General features: G+C 42.8%; 18 protein-coding genes and 3 rRNA genes. 12 read left to right on the top strand and 9 right to left on the bottom strand.

Features of this window, described 5'->3' with window-relative positions:
* Positions 1 to 29 precede the first annotated feature (29 nt).
* The 6 genes from mnmG to rpmH form a co-directional block, all read right to left on the bottom strand.
* The gene (mnmG, locus tag AUO94_RS08790; RefSeq protein ID WP_058383857.1) at positions 30 to 1,919 is read right to left on the bottom strand and encodes a tRNA uridine-5-carboxymethylaminomethyl(34) synthesis enzyme MnmG; all 1,890 of its coding nucleotides are present in this window, start codon (positions 1,917 to 1,919) and stop codon (positions 30 to 32) included.
* A 22-nt stretch (positions 1,920 to 1,941) separates the two neighbouring features.
* Positions 1,942 to 3,327 carry a tRNA uridine-5-carboxymethylaminomethyl(34) synthesis GTPase MnmE gene (gene mnmE / locus AUO94_RS08785; RefSeq protein ID WP_058383856.1) on the bottom strand — a complete coding sequence of 462 codons (1,386 nt, stop codon included), beginning with the start codon at positions 3,325 to 3,327 and terminating at the stop codon, positions 1,942 to 1,944.
* A 312-nt stretch (positions 3,328 to 3,639) separates the two neighbouring features.
* A complete protein-coding gene (gene jag, locus AUO94_RS08780) occupies positions 3,640 to 4,380 on the bottom strand; it encodes an RNA-binding cell elongation regulator Jag/EloR (RefSeq protein WP_058383855.1) in 741 nt (246 codons plus the stop codon).
* Positions 4,377 to 5,156: a membrane protein insertase YidC gene (gene yidC, locus AUO94_RS08775; protein WP_058383854.1), complete on the bottom strand. Its 780-nt coding sequence runs from the start codon at positions 5,154 to 5,156 to the stop codon at positions 4,377 to 4,379. The genes jag and yidC overlap by 4 nt, the downstream gene beginning before the upstream one ends.
* 60 nt (positions 5,157 to 5,216) lie before the next feature.
* Positions 5,217 to 5,558: a ribonuclease P protein component gene (gene rnpA / locus AUO94_RS08770; RefSeq protein WP_058383853.1), complete on the bottom strand. Its 342-nt coding sequence runs from the start codon at positions 5,556 to 5,558 to the stop codon at positions 5,217 to 5,219.
* A gap of 81 nt (positions 5,559 to 5,639) precedes the next feature.
* A complete protein-coding gene (gene rpmH / locus AUO94_RS08765; RefSeq protein WP_038705267.1) occupies positions 5,640 to 5,777 on the bottom strand; it encodes a 50S ribosomal protein L34 in 138 nt (45 codons plus the stop codon).
* A gap of 491 nt (positions 5,778 to 6,268) precedes the next feature.
* Between rpmH and dnaA the strand changes: the two genes are divergently transcribed.
* The 10 genes from dnaA to rrf all read left to right on the top strand — a co-directional run bounded on the left by dnaA (position 6,269) and on the right by rrf (position 21,118).
* Positions 6,269 to 7,612, top strand: coding sequence for a chromosomal replication initiator protein DnaA (dnaA, locus tag AUO94_RS08760; protein ID WP_058383852.1), 1,344 nt, complete (start codon positions 6,269 to 6,271; stop codon positions 7,610 to 7,612).
* A 172-nt stretch (positions 7,613 to 7,784) separates the two neighbouring features.
* On the top strand, positions 7,785 to 8,921 hold the full coding sequence (gene dnaN / locus AUO94_RS08755) for a DNA polymerase III subunit beta (protein WP_058383851.1): 1,137 nt from the start codon (positions 7,785 to 7,787) through the stop codon (positions 8,919 to 8,921).
* Between the two features lie 106 nt (positions 8,922 to 9,027).
* Positions 9,028 to 9,267, top strand: a complete 240-nt coding sequence (gene yaaA / locus AUO94_RS08750; RefSeq protein WP_058383850.1) for a S4 domain-containing protein YaaA — start codon at positions 9,028 to 9,030, stop codon at positions 9,265 to 9,267.
* On the top strand, positions 9,257 to 10,369 hold the full coding sequence (recF, locus tag AUO94_RS08745) for a DNA replication/repair protein RecF (RefSeq protein WP_058383849.1): 1,113 nt from the start codon (positions 9,257 to 9,259) through the stop codon (positions 10,367 to 10,369). Before yaaA ends, recF begins: the two co-directional genes overlap by 11 nt.
* A gap of 149 nt (positions 10,370 to 10,518) precedes the next feature.
* Positions 10,519 to 12,447, top strand: a complete 1,929-nt coding sequence (gene gyrB / locus AUO94_RS08740) for a DNA topoisomerase (ATP-hydrolyzing) subunit B (RefSeq protein WP_058383848.1) — start codon at positions 10,519 to 10,521, stop codon at positions 12,445 to 12,447.
* Positions 12,448 to 12,477: 30 nt separating this feature from the next.
* A complete protein-coding gene (gene gyrA, locus AUO94_RS08735) occupies positions 12,478 to 15,060 on the top strand; it encodes a DNA gyrase subunit A (RefSeq protein WP_058383847.1) in 2,583 nt (860 codons plus the stop codon).
* Between the two features lie 524 nt (positions 15,061 to 15,584).
* The gene (locus AUO94_RS17250; RefSeq protein ID WP_218916857.1) at positions 15,585 to 15,803 is read left to right on the top strand and encodes a hypothetical protein; all 219 of its coding nucleotides are present in this window, start codon (positions 15,585 to 15,587) and stop codon (positions 15,801 to 15,803) included.
* Between the two features lie 379 nt (positions 15,804 to 16,182).
* Positions 16,183 to 17,732, top strand: a 16S ribosomal RNA gene (locus tag AUO94_RS08730).
* 198 nt (positions 17,733 to 17,930) lie between these two features.
* Positions 17,931 to 20,863, top strand: a 23S ribosomal RNA gene (locus AUO94_RS08725).
* Between the two features lie 139 nt (positions 20,864 to 21,002).
* Positions 21,003 to 21,118: ribosomal RNA gene (gene rrf, locus AUO94_RS08720) — 5S ribosomal RNA — on the top strand.
* The 16S, 23S and 5S rRNA genes sit together here, the layout of an rRNA operon.
* Positions 21,119 to 21,134: 16 nt before the next feature.
* On the opposite strand, the gene AUO94_RS08715 is transcribed toward rrf, so the two are convergent.
* Both AUO94_RS08715 and AUO94_RS08710 read right to left on the bottom strand, forming a co-directional pair.
* Positions 21,135 to 21,578 (bottom strand): IS30 family transposase, encoded by a 444-nt coding sequence (locus AUO94_RS08715; RefSeq protein WP_237150095.1) that lies wholly within the window; start codon positions 21,576 to 21,578, stop codon positions 21,135 to 21,137.
* Positions 21,579 to 21,647: 69 nt separating this feature from the next.
* On the bottom strand, positions 21,648 to 22,013 hold the full coding sequence (locus AUO94_RS08710; RefSeq protein ID WP_058383844.1) for a helix-turn-helix domain-containing protein: 366 nt from the start codon (positions 22,011 to 22,013) through the stop codon (positions 21,648 to 21,650).
* 212 nt (positions 22,014 to 22,225) lie between these two features.
* Between AUO94_RS08710 and guaB the strand changes: the two genes are divergently transcribed.
* On the top strand, positions 22,226 to 23,689 hold the full coding sequence (gene guaB, locus AUO94_RS08705; protein WP_058383843.1) for an IMP dehydrogenase: 1,464 nt from the start codon (positions 22,226 to 22,228) through the stop codon (positions 23,687 to 23,689).
* Positions 23,690 to 23,796: 107 nt separating this feature from the next.
* Entirely contained in the window at positions 23,797 to 25,155 is a 1,359-nt protein-coding gene (locus AUO94_RS08700; protein ID WP_058383842.1) for a serine hydrolase, read from the top strand.
* Between the two features lie 41 nt (positions 25,156 to 25,196).
* On the opposite strand, the gene pdxR is transcribed toward AUO94_RS08700, so the two are convergent.
* Positions 25,197 to 26,591: a MocR-like pyridoxine biosynthesis transcription factor PdxR gene (pdxR, locus tag AUO94_RS08695; protein WP_058383841.1), complete on the bottom strand. Its 1,395-nt coding sequence runs from the start codon at positions 26,589 to 26,591 to the stop codon at positions 25,197 to 25,199.
* Positions 26,592 to 26,626 lie beyond the last annotated feature (35 nt).

Below are 26,626 nucleotides of genomic sequence, written 5' to 3'. Positions count from 1 at the left end.
ATTCTGTTGTCTAGCTTATGGCTTTACTGTCATACTGAGATTTTCGCAATCTTTCCTTGTTCAATATACACCAATAAGATGGATATGTCAGCCGGATTCACACCTGAGATGCGAGTAGCTTGTGCGATAGACAGCGGACGAACTTCTGCAAGTTTACCTCGAGCTTCAGTCGCAATTCCGGAAATCGCATGATAATCAATATTATCAGGAATTTTTTTGTTCTCCATTTTTTTAAGTTTATCGACTTGTTGCAACGACTTCTCGATATAGCCTTCATATTTAATATGGATTTCGACTTGTTCTTTTACTTCAGCTTCCAATTCTATCGTTGAAGCTGTCAGTTGTGAAATCATGTCATAAGTCATTTCCGGACGTTTCAATAAATCCGCTCCGCGAATACCGTCTTTCAATTCACTGCCGCCTGCGTCACGAATCACTTGCTGAGTCGTTTCGTTTGGCTTTATCATAATGCCTCTCAAACGCTTAATTTCTTCTTCAATACGCTCTTTTTTCGCAAGGAATTTCACATAGCGTTCTTCTTTAACCATGCCGATTGCATAAGCCAGTTCCGTTAAACGCATATCTGCATTGTCATGACGAAGCAATAAGCGATATTCTGCACGAGATGTTAACAAACGATAAGGTTCGTTTGTCCCCTTTGTTACCAAATCATCAATTAAGACACCGATATACGCGTCAGAACGACTCAAAATAACTTCTTCTTTGCCGAGAACTTTCGCTGCTGCATTGATTCCCGCCATTAGTCCTTGACCAGCTGCTTCTTCGTAGCCAGACGTTCCGTTAATTTGACCAGCCGTATAAAGATTTTCAATTTGTTTTGACTCTAATGTTGGCCATAATTGCGTCGGAACGATGGCATCATACTCGATGGCATAACCTGCACGCATCATTTCAGCCTTCTCAAGCCCTGGAATCGATTCTAACAGCTTCCGTTGGACATGTTCAGGCAAACTTGTTGAAAGACCTTGTACGTAAACCTCGCGCGTATTACGCCCTTCAGGTTCTAAGAAGATCTGGTGACGTGGTTTGTCATTAAAACGAACGACTTTGTCTTCAATTGAAGGACAATAACGCGGACCCGTTCCTTTGATCATTCCAGAATACATCGGTGATAGGTGTAAATTATCATCAATTACTTGATGCGTTTGCTCATTTGTATAAGTTAACCAGCATGGCAGTTGATCCGTGATATATTCTGTCGTTTCATAACTGAAAGCGCGAGGTACATCGTCTCCAGGTTGAATTTCAGTTTTGCTGTAATCAATGCTGTTACTGTTAACGCGCGGAGGTGTTCCCGTTTTAAAGCGGACTGTTTCAAATCCAAGTTTTTCTAGATTTTCTGCCAATTTAATGGAAGGTTGCTGATTATTTGGCCCACTTGAGTAACGCAAATCGCCAATGATAATTTCACCACGCAGAAATGTTCCAGTCGTGATAACGACTGATTTGGCACGATAAATGCCTCCTACTTGTGTGATCAACCCTTGAATTTTACCGTCTTCAACAATTAGTTCCTCAGCTATCCCTTGATGCAAGGTTAAATTTGGGGCTTCTTCCATCAGACGCTTCATTTCCTGCTGGTAGAGCACTTTATCAGCTTGTGCGCGTAGTGCACGTACAGCTGGTCCTTTAGCGGTATTCAACATTCTCATTTGAATGTGTGTTTTATCGATCACGCGTCCCATGGCTCCGCCAAGTGCATCAATTTCACGTACAACAATACCTTTCGCCGGCCCACCAATTGATGGGTTACAAGGCATAAATGCGATCATATCCAAATTCATCGTCAAAACAAGCGTTTTAGCGCCCATTCGTGCAGAGGCAAGAGCAGCTTCCGCTCCTGCATGTCCTGCTCCTACAACGATGACATCGAACGTACCTGCTTCATATTGTGGCATGTTCGTTCATTCCCTTCGAGTTTTATTTCCCTAGACAGAACTGAGAAAATAATTGGTTAAGGAGGCCATCATCTGCGGTGTCTCCAATAATTTCCCCAAGAATTTCCCATGTTCGAGTAACGTCAATTTGAATCATGTCTACGGGAACTTCCATTTCAGCGGCCTCTATAGCGTCTGAAATGGTTTTGTGCGCCTGGTGCAGCAATGCAATGTGGCGCACATTGGACACATAAGTCATGTCCCCGGCCTCTATTTCTCCCTGGAAAAATAGAGCAGCTATCGCTTCTTCAAGTTGGTCGATGCCTTCTTCTTCGATTAACGAAGTCGTTACAAGCAATTTATCGCCTGCAAGCTTCTGTACTTGACCTAAATCTATTTTCTGCGGCAAATCGGTTTTGTTAATAACAACGATATAGTCCATGTCTTTAACTGTTTCAAACAACAACTCATCTTCTGGAGTCAGCGTTTCTGCGTAATTCAGCACGTAAAGAATCAAATCTGCTTCCTTTAGTACTTTTCTTGAGCGCTCAACACCAATCCGTTCGACAATATCTTCCGTTTCGCGAATCCCAGCTGTATCAACTAAACGCAATGGAACACCACGGACATTTACGTATTCCTCTATTATATCACGGGTTGTTCCCGCTATTTCGGTGACAATGGCTTTATTCTCTTGAACAAGGCTATTTAATAGCGAAGATTTCCCAACATTGGGGCGCCCCAAAATAACAGTTGAAAGTCCTTCTCTCAAGATTTTTCCTTGTGATGAGGTCTGCAACAGTTTATCAATTTCCGAACGGACCCACTTCGATTTTTCTAGCATAATTGGACGTGTCATTTCTTCTACGTCGTCATATTCTGGATAATCGATATTGACTTCCATTTGAGCAATCGATTCAAGTAAAGCTTGGCGCAATGTGCCAATTAGTTTTGATAACTTGCCTTCCATTTGGTTAAGTGCAACATCCATGGCACGATCCGTTTTTGCACGAATCAAGTCCATCACTGCTTCTGCTTGAGATAAATCGATTCGGCCATTTAAAAATGCTCGTTTCGTAAACTCACCTGGTTCGGCAAGTCTTGCTCCTGCACGTAGTACCAATTCAAGCACACGATTGACCGACACAATTCCGCCGTGGCAGTTAATTTCTACAACATCTTCACGGGTAAAGGTTTTTGGTGCTTTCATGAGCGATACCATGACTTCTTCCGCTACTTCTCCTGTTGTTGGATCTTCAAGGTGTCCGTAATGGATTGTATGCGTTACTTGGGAAGCTAGCGCTCTTTTGCTTGGAGCCCGAAACAGCTTGTCCGCAATTGCAACAGCTTCAGGACCACTCAAGCGGACAATTGCGATTGCTCCCTCTCCACTCGGTGTCGATATGGCAGCGATTGTATCGAATTCCATGATGCTTCCTCCTCTTAAGAAAAGCGACAGCGGCTGTTTTGCAGACCGATATAGCTTGACAGTTGAAAAACAGCATCGCTCGCTCTGTGGATAAAAACAGAACAGCGAGGCAGCTTAATGATCAAAATATATATTCACAGCTTTATTTTCGCTTAAAAAAAGTTGTCCACATGTGGACAACCAGTAAATGAACGTGGCTTTCTAACATATTACATTAGCATAAACCACTCCAAATCAAAAGACACAGAGCTCCATTTTGATAAATTTCGTCAATTTGGCATAAAAAAGCCCACCAAATTGGCGGGCTTTTTATTATTTATGAGGTTTGATGACTAGGTAGCGGTTTGGATCTTTGCCTTCCGAATGCGTATCGATGTCTAAACGTCTTGATAATGTCTGATGGATGACTTTTCGTTCAGAGGATGGCATTGGTTCAAACTGAACACGCCCACCGGTCCGAATTGCCTTGTCTGCCATTCGATCTGCTAATTGTTCTAGCGTCTCTTGGCGACGTTCACGATAATTCTCAGCATCTAGTTGAATCATCATAAATTGATTTGAATATTTATTGGCAACCAATTGAGCTAGTTGCTGAAGGGAATTTAAGGTTTGTCCTCGTTTGCCGATCAGCATCGCTACTTTTTCACTTTCAAGATAAAAACTGACTTTTTTGCCACGCTGTTCATGTGTAATCGATAAATCTTCAATTTTCATGCCTTTAGCAATGGATTGAATATAGTTTTTTGTTTCTTCAATGGCTTGTTCGTTAGAGAGCGCAGGAACTTCTTCCTTTTCTCCTTCTTTTTCAAGCAATTCTCCAGGTATTTCAAAAATTTCAGTCGTTTGTTCGAGTGTGTCACTATTTTCAGGAGCAGCTGTTTTTTCAATTACGGTAACTTCAACTTCTGCTTTTTTAGCACCAAAACCGAAAAACCCTTTCTTTTCTTGCTGAATGACCTGGATTGTAACTTCTTCACGTGGAACTTGGAGTGTTTCTAATGCTTCAGATATCGCGTTTTCAACAGTTAAACCCGTTTGCGTAATCTGTTTCACTTTTTAGCCCCTCCTGCTTTCGTTTTAACAGGCTGTTGTGTCTCTTTTTTCTCCCATGGACGATAAATAACCAAGTTTTGAATAAGGGAAATAACATTCCCAATTACCCAGTACAATGTCAATGCAGATGGCAACACGATACCAAATCCGATAATCATTACCGGCATGAAATACATCATAATTTTCATTTGAGGATTATCCATTGCTGGTCCAGTACGCAATACGACAAATTGCATCAATCCAGCAATTACCGCTAAAATAATACTCGGTTCTGCTAATGGAAAAATAAGGAATGACCCTAAATCGATTTCAGGCGTATTATTCATACGACTAATTGCGTGATAAAAACCGATCAGTACCGGCATTTGAATCAAAACAGGCAAACAACCCGCCATTGGATTGACGCCTCTTTCTTGGAACAAAGCCATCATTTCTTTTTGATATTTCTGTTGTGTGACAGCATCTTTTGACTTGTATTTTTCTTTTAACTTAACAAGTTCAGGCTGTACTTCTTGCATACGTTTCGAACTCTTCGTCTGTTTGATCATTAATGGCAGCATGACCAATCGAATGATGATCGTAACAGCAATAATCCCGAAGCCGTAAGTTCCTAGTAAACCTTTAAAGAATTTAATAGTTGATACCAGTGGCCAGACAATAAATTCATTCCAAAATCCTTCACTTTGATCACTAATCGGCTGATCGAACTCTGTACAACCCGAAAGCAGCAAGGCTACCGCGATCAATGAAATAAGCAGAACTAATTTCTTATTCACCCTTCTTCCCCCAAACTAATTTCAATTACTTCTATAATAACATCTATTCTGACTAGTCTTCTACTTCTTCGGCAATGTACGGGCAATCTTCAATACATGTTCGAGACTTTTCTTGCTTTCATGAAAATCCAATGTGGCCGCCTGTGGTCGGGCGATGATAATGTAGTCTGCATTCGGCAATAGTTCGTCTTTCAATTCCAAGAAAGTTTGCCGGATATAACGTTTCACCCGGTTACGTACTACCGCATTTCCTACTTTTTTACTGACGGATAGTCCTATGCGAAACTCTGGCTGCTCACTCTTTAGCACATAAACAATAAACTGCCGATTCGCAAAGGATTTTCCTTTTTTAAAGATTTGCTGAAATTCTTTATTCTTCTTGATCCGTTGATCCTTGTTCATTCTTTCACCTGCTTATTTTAATACCTTTTCGCCAAAATCAAGCAGAAAAGAAAAAAAAGACCACTGATGCGGTCAGTGGACTTAAGCTGATAATACTTTTCTTCCTTTACGGCGACGAGCTGCGATAATGCGACGTCCGTTCTTCGTGCTCATACGTGCTCTAAAGCCGTGTACTTTGCTATGCTTACGTGTATTTGGTTGGTATGTGCGTAATGTCATATATGACACCTCCTATATTGAGAGTTAACTATTTATCTAAAGACAGTCTCGACTATTATAAAGGCGCAAGGCTATAAATGTCAATGTCTCATTAAAAAACAACTCAAAAACCTCTTCTTCCTTATTGATTAAGTTATACACAATTTGTAACTGTATCTCTTAGCCTCCTGTTTACTATTTTTACGATGAAAATAATTATCCACAAGCCTTATCTACAGTTTTTTAACATACGAACCCCTTGTGGATAGTTTATATGTGCAGAAAAAAAGTTATGTGGATAACTTAAAGAACTTCTTGTATTGTCTATTCTTTTTTGGTAACATTAACTTGTTTTCACTTGTTAATAGTTTTCACTCTAAATAAGTTATCCACAAATTGTGGGTAAGGTGTGGACAGTTATTCCCCACCTTGTTTATGAATGTTATCCACAAGCTGTGATTTTGTGTATGATATACTTTAAAATATAGTTTAAATATAAAGGAGAAGAGCTATTGGAACACTTAGACGAACTTTGGTCGAGTGTCTTAGCCCAAGTTGAAACTAAAATCTCCAAACCAAGTTTTGAAACGTGGTTAAAATCAACAAAACTTTTATCCTATCAGGATGATACAGTCACCATTTCAGCGCCCAATTCTTTTGCACGTGATTGGTTGGAAAACCATTATGTACACTTGATCACCGGAATTTTATCAGATTCCACTGGCGATGATATGATGATTAAGTTTGTTGTGCCCAAAGATCAGGATATGGATGATTTTCAACTCCCTGCGCCTCGCGTTAAACCGGGTCAAGACCAGCAGCAAGAGTTTTTGCCTGGCATGCTGAATCCTAAATATACTTTCGATACGTTTGTAATTGGTTCAGGCAACCGCTTTGCGCATGCCGCCTCTTTGGCCGTGGCCGAAGCACCCGCAAAAGCTTATAACCCGCTGTTTATCTATGGGGGAGTTGGACTTGGTAAGACACATTTAATGCATGCTATTGGACATTACGTCCTCGAACACAATCCGAATGCGAAAGTGGTTTATTTGTCTTCGGAAAAATTTACAAACGAATTTATTAACTCAATACGTGACAATAAAACGGGCGAGTTCCGCGATAAATACAGAGGTGTCGACATTCTTTTAATTGACGATATTCAGTTTTTAGCGGGGAAAGAACAAACACAGGAAGAGTTTTTCCATACGTTTAACACGCTGCACGAAGAGTCCAAGCAAATAATTATCTCAAGTGACCGACCGCCAAAAGAGATTCCTACACTAGAAGATCGATTGCGTTCTCGTTTTGAATGGGGATTGATTACAGACATTACACCACCTGATTTGGAAACCCGTATCGCTATTTTGCGCAAAAAAGCAAAAGCGGATGGACTGGATATTCCAAATGACGTCATGACGTATATTGCGAATTCTATAGATTCGAATATTCGTGAGCTTGAAGGAGCATTAATCCGCGTTGTGGCTTACTCTTCTTTGATTAATCGTGATATGAGCGCTGAGCTCGCTGCTGAAGCTTTAAAAGATATCATGCCAAACTCAAAGCCAAAAGTTATTACAATTTTAGACATTCAACATGCTGTTGGTGATCAATTCAACGTTAAATTAGAAGATTTTAAAACAAAACGTCGCACAAAAGATATCGCATATCCGCGTCAAGTTGCGATGTATTTGTCACGTGAGATGACTGATTTCTCTTTGCCTAAAATTGGAGAAGAATTTGGTGGACGTGATCATACAACCGTCATTCACGCTCACGATAAAATTTCAAAAATGTTAAAAGACAATCAGCAACTTCAACAAGATGTTAAGGACATCAAAAACGCATTGGGCAAGTAAATACCTTGTGGATAACCCGATAAATTAGCAAGCAGTTTATGCACAGTTTATCTACATGTGGATAAACTGCTTTTGTTGACTTTTTAAGGCTTATCCACATATTCACAGCCCCTACTACTACTATTACTTTAAAAGCCTTTAAATAAAATATATATATAAGCGAGGTTCGAGAATGAAATTCGAGATAAAACGTGAACGATTAGTTGAAGGATTAAACGATGTAATGAAAGCAGTAAGTTCAAAAACAACGATTCCGATCTTAACAGGAATTAAAATGGATGTATCTTCAGAAGGAATGAGATTAACTGGTAGTGACTCTGATATCACGATCCAAACATTTATTCCAGCAGAAGAAGATGGAGAGCAAATCATTCAGGTAACTGAAGGAGGAAGCATTGTTCTTCAAGCGAAGGTTTTCGGAGAAATCATTCGTAAATTGCCAACTAACGAAGTTGAAATTGAAATCACAGGAAATTTCCAAACGCATATTCGTTCAGGAAAATCTGAATTTCATTTAATCGGCTTGGACGCAATGGATTATCCACAATTACCAGACATTCAAGACGATCGTTTGTTTACAATTCCAGCCGATTTACTAAAAACAATCAACCGTGAAACAGTCTTTGCTGTATCAAGTTCAGAAACACGACCTGTACTCACAGGTGTTCATTGGGAAGTAAAAGATGGCGAACTTATTTGTGTGGCAACCGACAGCCATCGTCTGGCACGTCGAAAAACAAAGTTAGAAACACTACCAGAAGGGGAGTATAGCGTTGTTATCCCTGGAAAAAGTTTGACTGAATTAAATAAAATTCTTGATGACACTTCTGAAGCAGTAGAAATCGTCATGACAAATCAACAAGTTTTATTTAAATCAAAACACATTCTTTTCTTCTCTCGTCTATTAGAAGGAAATTATCCTGACACTACTCGCTTAATCCCAGCAGAATACAAAACGACTGTAACTGTTAACGGACGTTCCCTTTTACAAGCAATCGATCGTGCGTCTTTGTTAGCAAGAGAAGAACGCAATAATGTCGTGCGTTTCTCTGCGAAAGCAGGAAATGAAGTAGAAGTTTCTTCTAATTCACCAGAAGTAGGTAAAGTAGAAGAACAGCTACAAGCACAAAGCATCGAAGGAGAAGAATTAAAAATCTCTTTCAGCGCGAAATTTATGATGGATGCGCTAAAAGCAATTGATGGACAAGATGTTATTATTCAGTTTACTGGGGCAATGCGTCCTTTCATTTTAAAATCAGCTTTAGATGATTCGATTTTGCAGCTAATTCTTCCTGTCCGAACATATTAAAATTAAATCACACCCTCAGGATAGCCATATAGGCTATCCTTTTTACTTTTTAGCTAAAATAGGGTAAAATAGAGGGATAGACTATGAATCGAAGGATGAGTGCATTTTGAGAGAAATCGGGATTGAGACTGAATATATAACACTGGGACAATTATTGAAAATGACGGATACAATAAGTTCAGGTGGAATGGCTAAATGGTTTTTAGGGGAACACGAAGTTTTTGTAAACGGTGAAGCTGAAAGCCGTAGAGGACGTAAGTTACGTCCGAGTGACCTTATCAATATTCCAGGGTTTGGAGAATTTCGTATCGTGACTGCTGAAGGCATGAGCTTCGATGCGGATTGACCGCCTCGAGCTTGTCAATTATCGAAACTACGAATCACTAGAACTAAATTTTTCTCCAGAGATTAACGTCTTTATAGGAGAAAATGCACAAGGCAAAACGAATATCATGGAATCACTTTACGTTTTATCCATGGCTAAATCGCATCGCACGTCAAATGACAAGGAACTGATACGCTGGGAAGCCGAATATGGTAAAATTAAAGCTGATGTTTACCGTAAATATGGTAAACTGCCCCTCGAAATCACCTTGTCAAAAAAAGGTAAGAAAGCAAAAGTCAATCATTTAGAACAACGTAGACTGAGTGATTATATTGGCCAATTAAATGTTGTTATGTTTGCTCCAGAAGACTTACACCTTGTAAAAGGAAGTCCACAAGTGCGCAGGCGTTTCATTGACATGGAAATCGGACAAATTTCTCCAGTTTATTTGCATGATTTAGTAACTTACCAAAAACTCCTCAAACAAAGAAATCATATATTGAAACAGCATTACGGAAAACAAACAATTAATGACGTTATGTTCGATGTCTATACAGAACAATTCATAGAAGCGGCTGTCAAAATCATTCGTAAGCGATATCAGTTCATGGAGCTTTTGCAAAAATGGGCTGAACCAATCCATCACGGTATTTCTCGTGGATTGGAACAACTTCAAATCCGCTATCAACCGATCAGCGGTTTAAAGCCTGAATGGACGCCGGAAGAAATGGCGTCTTTTTTAGAGCAGAAACTGATAGAAGTGCGAAAACGAGAAATTGAACGGGGAGTGACGCTTGTCGGTCCTCACCGTGACGAACTTCAATTTTTTGTTAATGGCTACGATGTTCAAACTTACGGTTCGCAGGGGCAACAGCGCACCACAGCTTTATCGTTAAAACTCGCTGAAATCGAACTGATTAAACAGGAAGTTGGAGAAGCGCCTGTGTTATTACTTGATGATGTGCTCTCTGAATTGGATGATTACAGACAATCTCACTTACTGAATACAATTAAAGGGTCTGTTCAAACTTTTGTTACGACGACAAGTGTTGAAGGAATCCAACATGAAACCATCCAAAGTGCACGTCTTTTCGAAGTTTCCAATGGAAAAGTTAAAGCATAATGTTATTGGTATTTTTACAGCTGAAAATTATAGGTTTTTAGGTACTTACACCTGTGAATGTCTAAATTATTGTGAAATATCGTCCACAGGTTATGTTGATAAATGGAATTCCGGATTATGAAATGCGTAAGAAAGAGCAGGTGAATGGAATGGCTATGGAAGAAAAAGGTTTGCAAGAATCATATGAAGCGAGTCAAATTCAGGTATTAGAAGGATTAGAAGCTGTTCGTAAAAGACCAGGTATGTATATTGGTTCTACAGGTTCAAGAGGTCTACACCATTTAGTTTGGGAAATCGTAGATAATAGTATTGATGAGGCACTAGCGGGTCATTGTACCGAAATTAAAGTTTCCATTGAACCCGATAATTGGATTCGCGTAGAAGATAACGGACGTGGAATTCCTGTTGGTATGCAGAAAAAAATGGGACGTCCAGCAGTAGAAGTTATTATGACTGTTTTGCACGCAGGAGGTAAATTTGGCGGCGGAGGTTACAAAGTATCTGGTGGTCTTCACGGCGTAGGTGCTTCTGTAGTAAATGCTTTGTCAGAAACGACAGAAGTATTCGTTAATCGCGATGAAAAAAGACATTATATTAAATTTGAACGTGGTGCGGTAACAGAAGAACTAAAAGTAATTGGAGATTCAGAGCACACAGGCACGACAATCCGTTTTAAAGCGGATCCAGAAATTTTTACAGAAACGACTGTATATGAATTCGATCTTCTAGATCATCGCTTACGTGAACTAGCTTATTTGAATCGTGGCTTAAGAATTGTCATGAAAGATGAGCGCGAAGGCGAAGAAAAAGAGAAAGTTTATCATTTTGAAGGCGGCATTAAGTCGTATGTCGAACATTTAAATAAATCCAAAGATCCACTCCACGACGAGGCTATTTTTGTTGAGGCTGAAAAAGAAGGCATTACTGTTGAAGTAGCGATGCAATACAATGCTGGCTACGCAGCCAATATTTTCTCTTTTGCTAACAATATCAATACCCATGAAGGCGGAACACACGAATCCGGCTTTAAAACTGCTTTGACACGCGTAGTTAATGACTATGCTCGTAAAAAGAGCATGTTGAAAGAACAAGATCTAAATTTAACCGGAGATGACGTGCGCGAAGGATTGACTGCAATCATTTCCATCAAACACCCAGATCCACAGTTTGAAGGCCAAACAAAAACTAAACTTGGCAATACGGAAGTCAGTACTATCGTTAATAATTTATTTTCTGGCGGGTTTGATCGATTCTTGTTAGAGAATCCTACCGTTGCAAAGAAAATTGTTGAAAAAGGGATTATGGCTTCCCATGCACGTATGGCGGCTAAAAAAGCTCGTGAGTTTACGCGTCGTAAATCAGTTCTTGAAGTATCAAGTCTGCCAGGTAAACTGGCCGATTGTTCATCTCGTGATCCTAAAATTAGTGAAATTTATATCGTTGAGGGCGATTCAGCTGGTGGATCTGCAAAATCAGGCCGAGATCGTCATTTTCAAGCGATTTTGCCATTGCGCGGAAAGATCTTGAACGTTGAGAAAGCTCGTCTTGACCGAATTCTCACGAACGAGGAAATTCGCAATATTATTACAGCACTAGGTACCGGTATTGGTGAAGAGTTTAATCTTGAAAAAGCACGTTATCATAAAGTTGTTATTATGACCGATGCGGATGTTGACGGCGCTCATATTCGTACGCTGTTATTAACTTTCCTTTTCCGTTACATGCGTCCATTGCTTGAAGCTGGTTACATTTACATTGCCCAGCCGCCGTTGTTCCAAATCAAACAAGGCAAGCATGTGGATTATGTTTACTCAGATGAGCAATTAAAATTAGCACTTGAAAAATTGTCTCCAACGCCAAAACCGAATATTCAGCGGTATAAAGGATTAGGAGAGATGAATGCGACACAGCTGTGGGACACAACAATGGATCCGGATGTGCGGACTTTGCTGCAGGTTACATTAAACGATGCCATGGTAGCAGACGAAACTTTTCATATTTTGATGGGAGACGACGTTGAACCACGCCGTAACTTTATCGAAGAAAATGCGAAATACGTTAGAAACTTAGACGTTTAACAGGTATAGAGTTGAGAGGAGGCTGCGGATATGGCTGAACGGCCGAGCAGTGGTGTTGAAGAAATAAATATAAGTACGGAAATGCGGACTTCATTTTTAGATTATGCGATGAGCGTTATTGTGTCGCGTGCCTTACCTGATGTGCGTGATGGATTAAAGCCTGTCCATCGCCGTATTCTTTATGCAATGCATGATTTGGGGATTACGGCAGATAAAGGATATAAAAAATCAGCGCGTATCGTTGGGGATGTTATTGGTAAATACCATCCGCACGGTGACTCAGCTGTTTATGAAACCATGGTTCGTATGGCGCAAGATTTTAGTTACCGCTATATGCTTGTAGACGGGCACGGAAACTTCGGGTCTGTCGATGGGGACTCAGCTGCGGCAATGCGTTATACAGAATCCAAAATGTCGAAGATTTCGATGGAATTATTACGCGATTTAAATAAAAATACGGTTGATTACCGCGATAACTATGATGGACAAGAAAAAGAACCAATTGTGTTGCCAAGTCGTTTTCCAAACCTTTTAGTAAACGGTACGTCAGGGATTGCGGTTGGTATGGCTACCAATATTCCACCGCACCATTTGGGTGAAACAATCGATGCTGTTTTAGCACTCGCTGATAATCCTGCAATTACAACCGAAGAATTAATGGAGCATATTGAAGGACCTGATTTCCCGACTGGTGGTATTATCCTTGGTCGGAGCGGAATTCGTCGCGCCTATGAAACAGGCAAAGGTTCTGTGTTAATTCGTTCGGTTGTTGATATCGAAACAAAAGCGAATGGCAAAGAAGTTATCATTGTCAACGAAATTCCTTTCCAAGTAAACAAAGCGCGATTGATTGAAAAAATCGCGGAACTTGTCCGTGATAAAAAAATCGATGGAATTACGGATCTCCGAGACGAATCTGACCGTAACGGTATGCGCATCGTGATTGAAGTACGTCGAGATGCTAGCGCCAGTGTTCTCTTGAATAATTTGTACAAACAAACAGCGATGCAAACCAGCTTCGGTCTTAATATGCTAGCACTTGTGGACGGTCACCCAAAAGTTCTTAGCTTAAAAGAAATTCTTTTCCATTACCTTGAGCACCAGAAAGTAATCATTCGTCGTCGTACGCAATTCGAATTGACAAAAGCAGAAGATCGCGCTCATATTCTAGAAGGTTTGCGCATTGCGTTAGATCATATTGATGCGATTATTGCATTGATTCGTGGCTCACAAACAGCAGAACAAGCACGCAACGGCTTAATGACTGATTTCAATTTAACTGAGCGTCAATCTCAAGCGATTTTAGATATGCGTTTGCAACGTTTAACTGGGTTGGAAAGAGATAAAATCGAAGAAGAGTATCAAGCATTGGTGAAACTAATCGAAGAATTGAGAGATATTCTTGCGAATGATTATCGTATTCTTGAAATTATTAAGGAAGAAATGCTTGAAATTAAAGAACGCTTTAGTGATAAGCGTAGAACGGAAATCACAACTGGCGGAGCAGAAATGTTTGAAGATGAAGATTTGATTCCAGTGGAAGCAACAGTGTTGACACTGACTCATAACGGCTATATCAAACGTTTGCCTGCTAACACGTACCGCAGCCAAAAACGTGGTGGGCGCGGCGTACAAGGAATGGGCACGAATGAAGATGATTTTGTGGAACATTTACTGTATACGTCGACACACGATACGATTCTGTTCTTTACAAACAAAGGCAAAGTTTATCGTAAAAAAGGGTACCAGATTCCTGAATACGGCAGAACTGCCAAAGGCTTACCTTTAGTCAACCTTCTTGAAATTAGCAAGGAAGAAAAAGTAACAGCTGTTATACGCGTCGATGAATTCAAAGAAGATGCGTTCTTCTTCTTTACAACACGTGAAGGTGTTAGTAAACGGACACCTGTCACGAATTACGCTAATATTCGACAAAACGGCTTGATTGCTATTAGTCTTCGTGAAGAAGATGAGTTAATTTCTGTGAAATTGACAGATGGTACGAAAGAAATAATCATCGGTACTCGAAACGGTGCTTTGATTCGATTCCCAGAAACAGATATCCGCAGCATGGGTCGAACAGCTAGTGGAGTTCGTGGCATTCGTCTTCGTGAAGGCGATGCAGTGGTCGGCATGGAGATTTTGGATCCTAACGACAATGTATTGGTTATCACGGAGAAAGGATACGGGAAACAGACAAAAGAATCTGAGTACCGCGTCCAATCTCGTGGTGGTATGGGCATCAAGACGTGCCAGATTACAGATAAAAATGGGCCACTTGTTGCGGTGCGAACTGTTAATGGCACAGAAGACATTATGTTAATCACTGTTAACGGTGTTTTGATCCGTATGGATGTTGAAGATATTTCGACTACAGGTAGAAGTACGCAAGGCGTCCGTTTGATTCGATTGGGCGAAGATGAAATTGTTGCTACTGTAGCTAAAGTTAAAAAAGATATTGAGTTACCTGAAGATCTGGAAGAAATCAATGGAGATGTTGATGAAACCTTGATCGAAGAAAGTGCTGAAGCAGATGTCTATGAAGCAGACGATGTCGTTGCTGATGAAAAGATTGATGTTATAGAAGAAACTCCAGAAGAAGACGAAGGATAAGAAGTAATAAAAAGCTCGCTGATCAAATTCAGCGGGTTTTTTTGTGCGAAGATTTAAGACGTACTACTATTGAAGCTGCCCGAAGTGGCGAGGAAATTTTACAAAGCAACAGACTGCATGAAAGTTTGCTAGATTTTCAACGGATAACTAATATGCGTCCAGTTCATTCTGATTTAGAGAATCTTTCTGGAGCTTGCTGAAGTTGGAGCAGTGAGTGAACCACAACGCTTTCAATATTTTTTGGAAATGTTAACGCTGCTGGTTATTCATTTTAATATTATTGTTTCAACAGTTTCAAAACAATATCTAAAATTCTATTTGACGAAATAGATGGTAGAAATCTTGTTTAAGTAACTCAAAATAGCATCTCTGATTTTTTGTTTGGATAGAATTTTCAAGCATTGTCCTAACTTAAAGAGAGGATTATTTTTCTAGTGATGCAAGGTGGTGATTCCGGAGGTGTGAAGCTATGTTATATCTGGAAGTGAACCCATTACTAGGGCGTTCTCTTCATATAACAGGGTGTGACTAGTTGGAAGAGCTTTTCATTACCTAAAGAAATAAACCAGATGTATAACAAAACAAAACAAAACAAAACAAAACAAAACAAAACAAAACAAAACAAAACAAAACAAAACAAAACAAAACAAAACAAAACAAAACAAAACAAAACAAAACAAAACAAAACAAAACCTATTACAGCTAGAATACAACAACATGGTAAGCAAAAGTTGCTCTTTTAGATTAGAAAAATTGGGACAAGGATTTCGTTTCAAACGTTTCAAAGTAGTGTATTTCATAAAGTTAAAGTTTTTTTGCATAAACTGTTGACTCTTATATAACAGCATGGTATATTAGTTGAGTCGCCAATGAGCGCGGCAAACAAAAACACAACAACTTGAACCTTGAAAACTGAACAGCAAAACGTCAACGAAAGACGTCACGAGCACTTCGGTGCGAGAACGGCTTTTGCGAAGTTTGCCTTATGGCAATCAGAGCAAAGTTGTTTTCCTTCTCGGTGTTCGTGACGACAACTTACTGATCAGCATCACGCAGATCAAAGCGAATCGTGCGTCTTCGGACGGCGATACGCCAGCAGTATTGAGCAATCAACACTACTCTATAATGGAGAGTTTGATCCTGGCTCAGGACGAACGCTGGCGGCGTGCCTAATACATGCAAGTCGAGCGGAACTTTGGGAGCTTGCTCCCATTGTTTAGCGGCGGACGGGTGAGTAACACGTGGGCAACCTGCCCTGCAGATCGGGATAACTCCGGGAAACCGGTGCTAATACCGAATAGTTTGCGGCCTCTCCTGAGGCTGTACGGAAAGACGGTTTCGGCTGTCACTGCAGGATGGGCCCGCGGCGCATTAGCTAGTTGGTGGGGTAATGGCCTACCAAGGCGACGATGCGTAGCCGACCTGAGAGGGTGATCGGCCACACTGGGACTGAGACACGGCCCAGACTCCTACGGGAGGCAGCAGTAGGGAATCTTCCGCAATGGACGAAAGTCTGACGGAGCAACGCCGCGTGAGTGACGAAGGTTTTCGGATCGTAAAACTCTGTTGTGAGGGAAGAACAAGTACCAAGTAACTACTGGTACCTTGACGGTACCTCACCAGAAAGCCACGGCTAACTACGTGCCAGCAGCCGCGGTAATACGTAGGTGGCAAGCGTTGTCCGGAATTATTGGGCGTAAAGCGCGCGCAGGCGGTTCCTTAAGTCCGATGTGAAAGCCCACGGCTCAACCGTGGAGGGTCATTGGAAACTGGGGAACTTGAGTGCAGAAGAGGAAAGTGGAATTCCATGTGTAGCGGTGAAATGCGTAGAGATGTGGAGGAACACCAGTGGCGAAGGCGACTTTCTGGTCTGTAACTGACGCTGAGGCGCGAAAGCGTGGGGAGCAAACAGGATTAGATACCCTGGTAGTCCACGCCGTAAACGATGAGTGCTAAGTGTTAGGGGGTTTCCGCCCCTTAGTGCTGCAGCTAACGCATTAAGCACTCCGCCTGGGGAGTACGGCCGCAAGGCTGAAACTCAAAGGAATTGACGGGGGCCCGCACAAGCGGTGGAGCATGTGGTTTAATTCGAAGCAACGCGAAGAACCTTACCAGGTCTTGACATCCCACTGACCGGTGTAGAGATACGCTTTTCCCTTCGGGGACAGTGGTGACAGGTGGTGCATGGTTGTCGTCAGCTCGTGTCGTGAGATGTTGGGTTAAGTCCCGCAACGAGCGCAACCCTTGATCTTAGTTGCCAGCATTCAGTTGGGCACTCTAAGGTGACTGCCGGTGACAAACCGGAGGAAGGTGGGGATGACGTCAAATCATCATGCCCCTTATGACCTGGGCTACACACGTGCTACAATGGACGGTACAAAGGGCTGCAACCCCGCGAGGGCAAGCCAATCCCAGAAAACCGTTCTCAGTTCGGATTGCAGGCTGCAACTCGCCTGCATGAAGCCGGAATCGCTAGTAATCGTGGATCAGCATGCCACGGTGAATACGTTCCCGGGCCTTGTACACACCGCCCGTCACACCACGAGAGTTTGTAACACCCGAAGTCGGTGAGGTAACCCTTGTGGAGCCAGCCGCCGAAGGTGGGACAGATGATTGGGGTGAAGTCGTAACAAGGTAGCCGTATCGGAAGGTGCGGCTGGATCACCTCCTTTCTAAGGATAAATTCGGAACCGAGCTTGGCTCGGGGTTGACGTTTTGCGTTCAGTTTTGAAGGTTCACCTTCAGGCGGCAACGCCTTTTTTTGTGACTTTCACTCTTGTTCTTTGAAAACTGGATAAAACGACATTGAAACAAATGCAAGTAATTCAAGTACGCGTGACGATTTCGTCACAACTTTTTAATTAACCAGTGGTTAAGTTAGAAAGGGCGCACGGTGGATGCCTTGGCACTAGGAGCCGAAGAAGGACGGCACTAACACCGATATGCTTCGGGGAGCTGTAAGTGAGCTGTGATCCGGAGATTTCCGAATGGGGGAACCCACTGCCTTTAATCGGGTAGTATCCATGTGTGAATCTATAGCACATGAGAAGGCAGACCCAGGGAACTGAAACATCTAAGTACCTGGAGGAAGAGAAAGCAAATGCGATTCCCTGAGTAGCGGCGAGCGAAACGGGATCAGCCCAAACCAAGAGGCTTGCCTCTTGGGGTTGTAGGACACTCTATACGGAGTTACAAAAGATAGGATTAGGCGAAGCGACCTGGAACGGTCCGCCGCAGCGGGTAACAGCCCCGTAGCCGAAAACCCTATCCCTCCAGAGTGGATCCTGAGTACGGCGGAACACGTGAAATTCCGTCGGAATCTGGGAGGACCATCTCCCAAGGCTAAATACTTCCTAGTGACCGATAGTGAACCAGTACCGTGAGGGAAAGGTGAAAAGCACCCCGGAAGGGGAGTGAAATAGATCCTGAAACCGTGTGCCTACAAGTAGTCAAAGCCCGTTAATGGGTGATGGCGTGCCTTTTGTAGAATGAACCGGCGAGTTACGATTGCATGCAAGGTTAAGCTGAGAAGGCGGAGCCGCAGCGAAAGCGAGTCTGAATAGGGCGACAGAGTATGCAGTTGTAGACCCGAAACCAGGTGATCTACCCATGTCCAGGGTGAAGGTAAGGTAACACTTACTGGAGGCCCGAACCCACGCACGTTGAAAAGTGCGGGGATGAGGTGTGGGTAGCGGAGAAATTCCAATCGAACCTGGAGATAGCTGGTTCTCTCCGAAATAGCTTTAGGGCTAGCCTCAAGATTGAGAATCCTGGAGGTAGAGCACTGTTTGGACTAGGGGCCCATCCCGGGTTACCGAATTCAGACAAACTCCGAATGCCAGTGATTTATGCTTGGGAGTCAGACTGCGAGTGATAAGATCCGTAGTCAAGAGGGAAACAGCCCAGACCACCAGCTAAGGTCCCCAAATATCCGTTAAGTGGAAAAGGATGTGGCGTTGCTTAGACAACCAGGATGTTGGCTTAGAAGCAGCCATCATTTAAAGAGTGCGTAATAGCTCACTGGTCGAGTGACACTGCGCCGAAAATGTACCGGGGCTAAACGGATTACCGAAGCTGTGGATGGATCTCGTTAGAGATCCGTGGTAGGAGAGCGTTCTAAGGGCGTTGAAGTCAGACCGGAAGGACTGGTGGAGCGCTTAGAAGTGAGAATGCCGGTATGAGTAACGAAAGACGGGTGAGAATCCCGTCCACCGAATGCCTAAGGTTTCCTGAGGAAGGCTCGTCCGCTCAGGGTTAGTCGGGACCTAAGTCGAGGCCGATAGGCGTAGACGATGGACAACAGGTTGATATTCCTGTACCACCTCCCCGCCGTTTGAGCAATGGGGGGACGCAGAAGGATAAGGAGAGCGTGCCGTTGGTTGTGCACGTCCAAGCAGTGAGGCGTGAAATGAGGCAAATCCCATTTCTAATACGTTGAGCTGTGACGGCAAGAGGGTTTACCCTTGAGTCCCTGATTTCACACTGCCAAGAAAAGCCTCTAGCGAGGCGGGAGGTGCCCGTACCGCAAACCGACACAGGTAGGCGAGAAGAGAATTCTAAGGTGAGCGAGTGAACTCTCGTTAAGGAACTCGGCAAAATGACCCCGTAACTTCGGGAGAAGGGGTGCTCTGGTAGGGTGAATAGCCCGAGAGAGCCGCAGTGAATAGGCCCAGGCGACTGTTTAGCAAAAACACAGGTCTCTGCAAAACCGTAAGGTGACGTATAGGGGCTGACGCCTGCCCGGTGCTGGAAGGTTAAGAGGAGTGCTTAGCGCAAGCGAAGGTGCGAATTGAAGCCCCAGTAAACGGCGGCCGTAACTATAACGGTCCTAAGGTAGCGAAATTCCTTGTCGGGTAAGTTCCGACCCGCACGAAAGGCGTAACGATCTGGGCACTGTCTCAACGAGAGACTCGGTGAAATTATAGTACCTGTGAAGATGCAGGTTACCCGCGACAGGACGGAAAGACCCCGTGGAGCTTTACTGTAGCCTGATATTGAATTTTGGTGCAACTTGTACAGGATAGGTAGGAGCCTGAGATTCCGGAGCGCTAGCTTCGGAGGAGGCGTCAGTGGGATACTACCCTGGTTGTATTGAAATTCTAACCCACAAGCCTGATCGGCTTGGGAGACAGTGTCAGGCGGGCAGTTTGACTGGGGCGGTCGCCTCCTAAAGAGTAACGGAGGCGCCCAAAGGTTCCCTCAGAATGGTTGGAAATCATTCGTAGAGTGTAAAGGCAGAAGGGAGCTTGACTGCGAGACGTACAGGTCGAGCAGGGTCGAAAGACGGGCTTAGTGATCCGGTGGTTCCGCATGGAAGGGCCATCGCTCAACGGATAAAAGCTACCCCGGGGATAACAGGCTTATCTCCCCCAAGAGTCCACATCGACGGGGAGGTTTGGCACCTCGATGTCGGCTCATCGCATCCTGGGGCTGTAGTCGGTCCCAAGGGTTGGGCTGTTCGCCCATTAAAGCGGTACGCGAGCTGGGTTCAGAACGTCGTGAGACAGTTCGGTCCCTATCCGTCGCGGGCGCAGGAAATTTGAGAGGAGCTGTCCTTAGTACGAGAGGACCGGGATGGACACACCGCTGGTGTACCAGTTGTTCTGCCAAGGGCATCGCTGGGTAGCTATGTGTGGCCGGGATAAGTGCTGAAAGCATCTAAGCACGAAGCCCCCCTCAAGATGAGATTTCCCATTGCGCAAGCAAGTAAGATCCCTCAAAGACGATGAGGTAGATAGGTTCGAGGTGGAAGCGTAGCGATACGTGCAGCTGACGAATACTAATCGATCGAGGACTTAACCAACACACTGTATGCGAAAAACTTGCTTGTTTCACCCGTCGTTTATCCAGTTTTGAAAGAATAAGCCCAAGTTTTTGTAAAAAAAGCTTGAAAAACATCAGTACTACTGGTATAATAAATCTTGTCTTTCAAAACCAAATAGTCCAGTGATGATGGCAAAGAGGCCACACCCGTTCCCATCCCGAACACGGCAGTTAAGCTCTTTTGCGCTGATGGTAGTTGGGGGTTTCCCCCTGTGAGAGTAAGACGTCGCTGGGCACATGAAAAAAAGTCGTTACCGATTCCGGTAACGGCTTTTTTGTATGGAAAAATCAGGACATACTAAATGAATGACGATCAAGAGAAAGTATAGGGTCTCTTTCTGTATCATGCGGCTGAAGTCAGTTCCTTTTGGATACGTGCGCCGAATACGACCGTTACTGTTCTCATTCGTGACACGCTGACCAGAAACACCCGGATCCGAAAAGTAAAACGGGATCTCCAACGCTATCTCCACTTCGATCCAGCCGTGAAATTCCGTGCCTCGGTCGGCGGTAATGGATTTCACCACTTTTTTTGGCAGGTTTTTCAACACATGGATGATGGCCTGTGCGGTTTCACTTGTCGTTTTCGCAGCTAACTTATAGCTCCTCTCAAAACGGGTGGTACGTTCCGTCAATGTGAGAATCAGGCTCTTGTGCGACTTGCCGATGACGCTATCGATTTCCCAATGTCCCACTTGGCTTCGAGGCGCCAAACGTGCATGGATTTTTTTCAGACAAAGCAGCTTGCCTCGTGTTTCACCTCGTTATTCTTTAACTTTTTTGCGGATCAGTAGCTTTTGGGACAGGTTGAACAAGCCGAGAGCCGCGTACCGGTAACGCTCGAAACACGGATGGGAAAAGTTTTTTGATGCATTTTCCAGTACCGTCACGAGGCATTCTGGTGACCAGTCGAGCTTTAGTTTGGATAGGATATAATCGTCTAGTTCAGGTCTGGCCTCGTAATCAGCCTGTGCCAACAGAGCGTCGCAAAGCTTACAGCGTTTCACTTCATAGTGGATGGTGCTTTTGCTTCGTTCTAGCTGTTTCGCTATATAGGACAGTGATTTTTCTTTCAGGCAATAACACTCGATTCGCACACGTTCCCGTGATATCATTTGAGCATCGCTCATTTGGGGATACTCCTTTAGTTGATTCGCGTTAACTACGGTGTACCCACTTGAGCTGTTTTTGTTTTCTAGCCTTCTGACTTACTATGATAATCTACAAAAAAATTATATTTTACTATTCTAAATAATTTTTCTTTTAACAGTTTCTTGACACACCATATCTACGCTGATAACCTTACAATAATATTTAAAGGAAGCAGGAGGCGCGTCTACTTATGTGGGAATCAAAATTTGTAAAAGAAGGCTTAACGTTTGATGATGTATTGCTTGTACCAGCCCATTCGGAAGTTTTACCAAAAGACATTGATTTATCAGTTGAATTGACACCAACCCTTAAGTTAAAAATTCCAGTGATCAGTGCAGGTATGGATACAGTAACGGAAGCTAAAATGGCTATTGCTATGGCTCGCCAAGGCGGATTGGGAATTATCCATAAAAACATGAGTATTGAAGAACAGGCTGAACAAGTCGTTACTGTAAAGCGTTCAGAAAATGGCGTGATCACCGATCCTTTCTTCTTAACTCCTGAGCACCAAGTTTACGATGCAGAGCATTTAATGGGAAAATACCGAATTTCAGGTGTACCTATTGTTAACAACGAAAGTGAATTAAAACTTGTTGGAATTATCACAAACCGCGATTTACGGTTTATCCAAGATTATTCTTTGAAAATTAATGATGTAATGACAAAAGAGCAATTAGTAACTGCTCCTATTGGAACTACCTTAGAAGATGCTGAAAAGATTCTTCAGCAATACAAGATTGAAAAGTTACCAATTGTTGATAACCAAGGCGTGTTAAAAGGGTTAATTACGATAAAAGATATTGAAAAAGTAATTGAATTTCCTAATGCTGCGAAAGACCAGCACGGTCGTTTGTTAGCAGGCGCTGCTGTAGGCGTTACTTCAGACACAATGAAGCGCGTTGAGCATTTGGTGAAGGCTTCTGTTGATGTCATTGTACTGGATACAGCTCATGGTCATTCAGAAGGCGTTTTAGGAATGGTAAAGCAGATCCGGGCAACTTATCCAGAATTAACGATTATTGCTGGAAACGTAGCCACTGCTGCTGGAACAAAAGCATTGATTGAAGCGGGTGCAGATGTAGTTAAAGTTGGAATCGGTCCTGGTTCGATCTGTACAACTCGTGTTGTCGCAGGTGTTGGGGTTCCTCAGATTACAGCGGTATATGACTGCGCAACAGAGGCACGTAAGCATGGCAAAGCCATTATTGCTGATGGTGGAATCAAGTATTCTGGAGACATCATCAAAGCCTTAGCAGCGGGCGGACATGTTGTAATGCTTGGTAGTTTGTTGGCGGGGACGACTGAAAGTCCAGGAGATACTGAAATCTTCCAAGGTCGTCGCTTTAAAACCTATCGTGGTATGGGATCAATCGCTTCTATGGAAAAAGGCTCGAAAGACCGCTATTTCCAAGATGATGCAAAAAAATTAGTGCCAGAAGGAATCGAAGGTCGCTTGCCATACAAAGGACCACTTTCTGATACAATTCATCAATTACTAGGTGGTATCCGTGCAGGAATGGGTTATTGCGGAACTAAAGATTTACAGGTGTTACGTGAAGAAGCACAATTTATTCGTATGACTGGAGCAGGATTACGCGAAAGTCATCCGCATGATGTTCAAATTACTAAAGAATCTCCAAACTACTCCATTTAAGTTTATAAGACATCTTGCTCTTCATTTAATCGAAGAGCAAGATGCCTTTTTATGTTTTCGTTTTTAAGCATAATGAATGTGATAAAATAGCATGTGGAATCTTATAGATGGAGGTGTTCAAATACGTGAAGAATTTTTTAACTAAAGGACTACTTATAGCATTACTCGTCATACTTACTGTGCTAGCAATTGTTCCGCAGCAAGCCTATGCGGAAGACGCATTAACTATAATGGCCGAAGCCGCTATTTTGGTAGACGCTGAAAGTGGCAAGATTCTTTATGAAAAAAATGCGGAAGCGCCTTTAGGGGTAGCTAGCATGACCAAAATGATGACAGAGTATTTATTATTTGAAGCGATTGAAAATGGTAAGGTTACGTGGGATCAAGAGTATGAAGTGACGGATTACACGTACAAAATTTCTCAGGACATGCGTTTAAGCAATGTGCCATTTCGTGAAGACGGCTCTTACACCATTAAAGAAATGTATGAAGCGATGGCTATTTTCTCAGCTAACGCAGCAACAATCGGTATTGCCGAGACGATTGCAGGGACAGAAAGTAAATTTGTTGACCTAATGAACGATAAAGCAAAAGAAATGGGCTTAGAAGAAACGACTTTTGTCAATTCAACGGGCCTTAGTAATTCAAGCTTGATGGGCATGCATCCAGAGGGCACGAAAGAAACAGATGAAAACATTATGCCGGCGCGTTCAGTTGCCAAACTAACGAAACGCTTATTGGATGATTATCCAGAAGTGTTAGAAACGACTAAAATTCCGGTAAAATTATTTCGTGAAGGAACGGCAGACGAAACGCGTATGGAAAATTGGAATTCGATGCTTCCTGGGCTAATTTACGAATACGAAGGTATGGACGGATTAAAAACCGGCAGCACAGATTTTGCTGGTTATGCGTTTGCAGGGACAGCAAAGCGTGACGATACCCGGTTGATTGCTGTGGTTATGGGAGCAGTAGATAATAAAGGGGCCGGTTCGTATAAAGCTCGCTTTGATGCGACCCGTACTTTATTCGATTATGGTTTTGGTGAATTTACAACAGAAGAGGTTATTCCTGCAGGCTATCAATTTGAAGGTCAGAAAACGCTTGCTGTTGAAAAGGGATTAGAAGAAAAAGTAGCGATTGCGGTCAAAGAGCCAGTAAAGATGATGATTCCGATAGCGGATAAAGAATTGTATCGACCGGAATTACTGTTAGACGATTCAGTAGTTAAGAACGGCAAACTAGAAGCAGGTGTGGAAAAAGATTTAGTTGTAGGAACGCTACAGCTTAAGAAAACAGATGGCACGGAATATGGCTATTTGAGCGGCAGTACGGAAAAAGTTGAAATCGTGACTACTGAAGCTGTAGAACGTGCTAACTGGTTGTCTTTATCGATGCGCAGTACAGGAGAGTTCTTGTCTTCTTTGTGGGATGATGCAGGTAGTTTTGTAAGAGGGTTATTTTAATAATAAAAAAGCTGTTCATCCAAATAGATGAACGGCTTTTTTTATTGTATTTTCCAACAAGCCATCAATTCAATAATTCCTAAATGAATTTCTTCTTCGGATAGACCACCGAACCCGAGCACAATTTTTGGGTAAATTCCAGATTTTTTGTGGACATCATAAGAGTGTAGACCTGTGACACGAATGCCCGCTTGTTTAGCGCGTTGTACCAGTTCTTCTTCGCTTGACGAGGTTTGGATGGTTAGCACGATATGCATACCTGCTTGTTCACCGGAAACCGTGACGACCGGAGAGAATAAAGCGAGCGACTGACTCAGTTGTTTGATTTTCTTCTGATAGAGCTTGCGCATGCGGTTCAAGTGGCGCGAAAAATGACCATCTTTCATGAATTTGGCGACTAGTTGTTGATCATGTCTGGGTACCGATGAAGAGTAATGAAGAAACGTTTGCTGATAAGCCCGTAGCAGTTGTTTAGGCAAAACCATATAAGCGAGACGCAAAGAAGGCATGAGCGATTTAGAAAAAGTACTAATGTAAATAACACGGTCGCTTAAGTCCATGCTTTGTAGCGCGGGAATGGGGCGGCTAGTGTATCGAAATTCACTGTCGTAATCGTCTTCAATAATATAACGTTCAGGCTTAGCGACAGCCCAGTTCAGTAATTGCGCACGTTTGGTGGCACTCAAGACCGAACCTGATGGAAATTGGTGTGATGGTGTGACGTAAGCTACATCTACGTTAGATTCTTCTAACTGACTAACGTTGATGCCGTCTTGTTCGAGTTCAATCGGAATAGACTGGCGGTCGTGATGACTGAAAATGCTATGGGTCAATGCATAGCCAGGATTTTCATAGCCGTAAACCAGTTTTTTATTAAGTAGACGAATGAGTAAGGGCATTAATTGTTCTGTACCAGAGCCAATCACGATTTGTTCTGCATCACAAACAACTCCGCGAGACTGGTACAAATAACGGGCAATTTCTTGGCGCAAGGCGTCGTCTCCTTGAGGATGCCCAGATAGTAATAAGTGATGATTAGAGTCATCTAAAATGTCACGTGTCAGTTTGCGCCACGTTAAAAATGGAAAAGAACGTGTATCAATACTGGCCGAGTTGAAATCTATTTTGTAAGCAGTCGTTTCTTTGACGATAGGCTCGTCATGCGGAATATCCAAGTACGCCAGTTCTTCGACGGGTTGAGCATAAAATCCTTTACGTGGTCTAGATTCAATAAATCCTTCAGCGACAAGTTGAGAATACGCCAGTTCGACGGTCGTTTGACTAATTTGCAGATAATCTGCTAATTTGCGTTTGCTTGGTAATTTTGCCTCTATGCCGATTGTGCCGTTTATAATGGCTTCTTTTATTTCTTGATACAACTGTTTGTATAACGGGGTTTGTGACTGTTTTTGCAGTTGAAACATTAGCATATCCATGTGAATTCCTCCAACTGACCTGATTGAAATGATTG

This window comes from Planococcus kocurii (genome assembly GCF_001465835.2).
GTDB lineage: Bacteria > Bacillota > Bacilli > Bacillales_A > Planococcaceae > Planococcus > Planococcus kocurii.
Note: the sequence above shows the minus strand (reverse complement) of the source record. Positions and strands in the feature narration are given on the sequence as shown.

What these genes read in the sequence shown, in the direction of transcription:
- mnmG (WP_058383857.1), bottom strand. Translation starts at nt 1,919, where the DNA reads ATGCCACAATATGAAGCAGGTACGTTCGATGTCATCGTTGTAGGAGCA.
- mnmE (WP_058383856.1), bottom strand. Translation starts at nt 3,327, where the DNA reads ATGGAATTCGATACAATCGCTGCCATATCGACACCGAGTGGAGAGGGA.
- rnpA (WP_058383853.1), bottom strand. Translation starts at nt 5,558, where the DNA reads ATGAACAAGGATCAACGGATCAAGAAGAATAAAGAATTTCAGCAAATC.
- rpmH (WP_038705267.1), bottom strand. Translation starts at nt 5,777, where the DNA reads ATGACATTACGCACATACCAACCAAATACACGTAAGCATAGCAAAGTA.
- dnaN (WP_058383851.1), top strand. Translation starts at nt 7,785, where the DNA reads ATGAAATTCGAGATAAAACGTGAACGATTAGTTGAAGGATTAAACGAT.
- recF (WP_058383849.1), top strand. Translation starts at nt 9,257, where the DNA reads ATGCGGATTGACCGCCTCGAGCTTGTCAATTATCGAAACTACGAATCA.
- gyrB (WP_058383848.1), top strand. Translation starts at nt 10,519, where the DNA reads ATGGCTATGGAAGAAAAAGGTTTGCAAGAATCATATGAAGCGAGTCAA.
- gyrA (WP_058383847.1), top strand. Translation starts at nt 12,478, where the DNA reads ATGGCTGAACGGCCGAGCAGTGGTGTTGAAGAAATAAATATAAGTACG.
- AUO94_RS08710 (WP_058383844.1), bottom strand. Translation starts at nt 22,013, where the DNA reads ATGAGCGATGCTCAAATGATATCACGGGAACGTGTGCGAATCGAGTGT.
- guaB (WP_058383843.1), top strand. Translation starts at nt 22,226, where the DNA reads ATGTGGGAATCAAAATTTGTAAAAGAAGGCTTAACGTTTGATGATGTA.
- AUO94_RS08700 (WP_058383842.1), top strand. Translation starts at nt 23,797, where the DNA reads ATGGAGGTGTTCAAATACGTGAAGAATTTTTTAACTAAAGGACTACTT.
- pdxR (WP_058383841.1), bottom strand. Translation starts at nt 26,591, where the DNA reads ATGGATATGCTAATGTTTCAACTGCAAAAACAGTCACAAACCCCGTTA.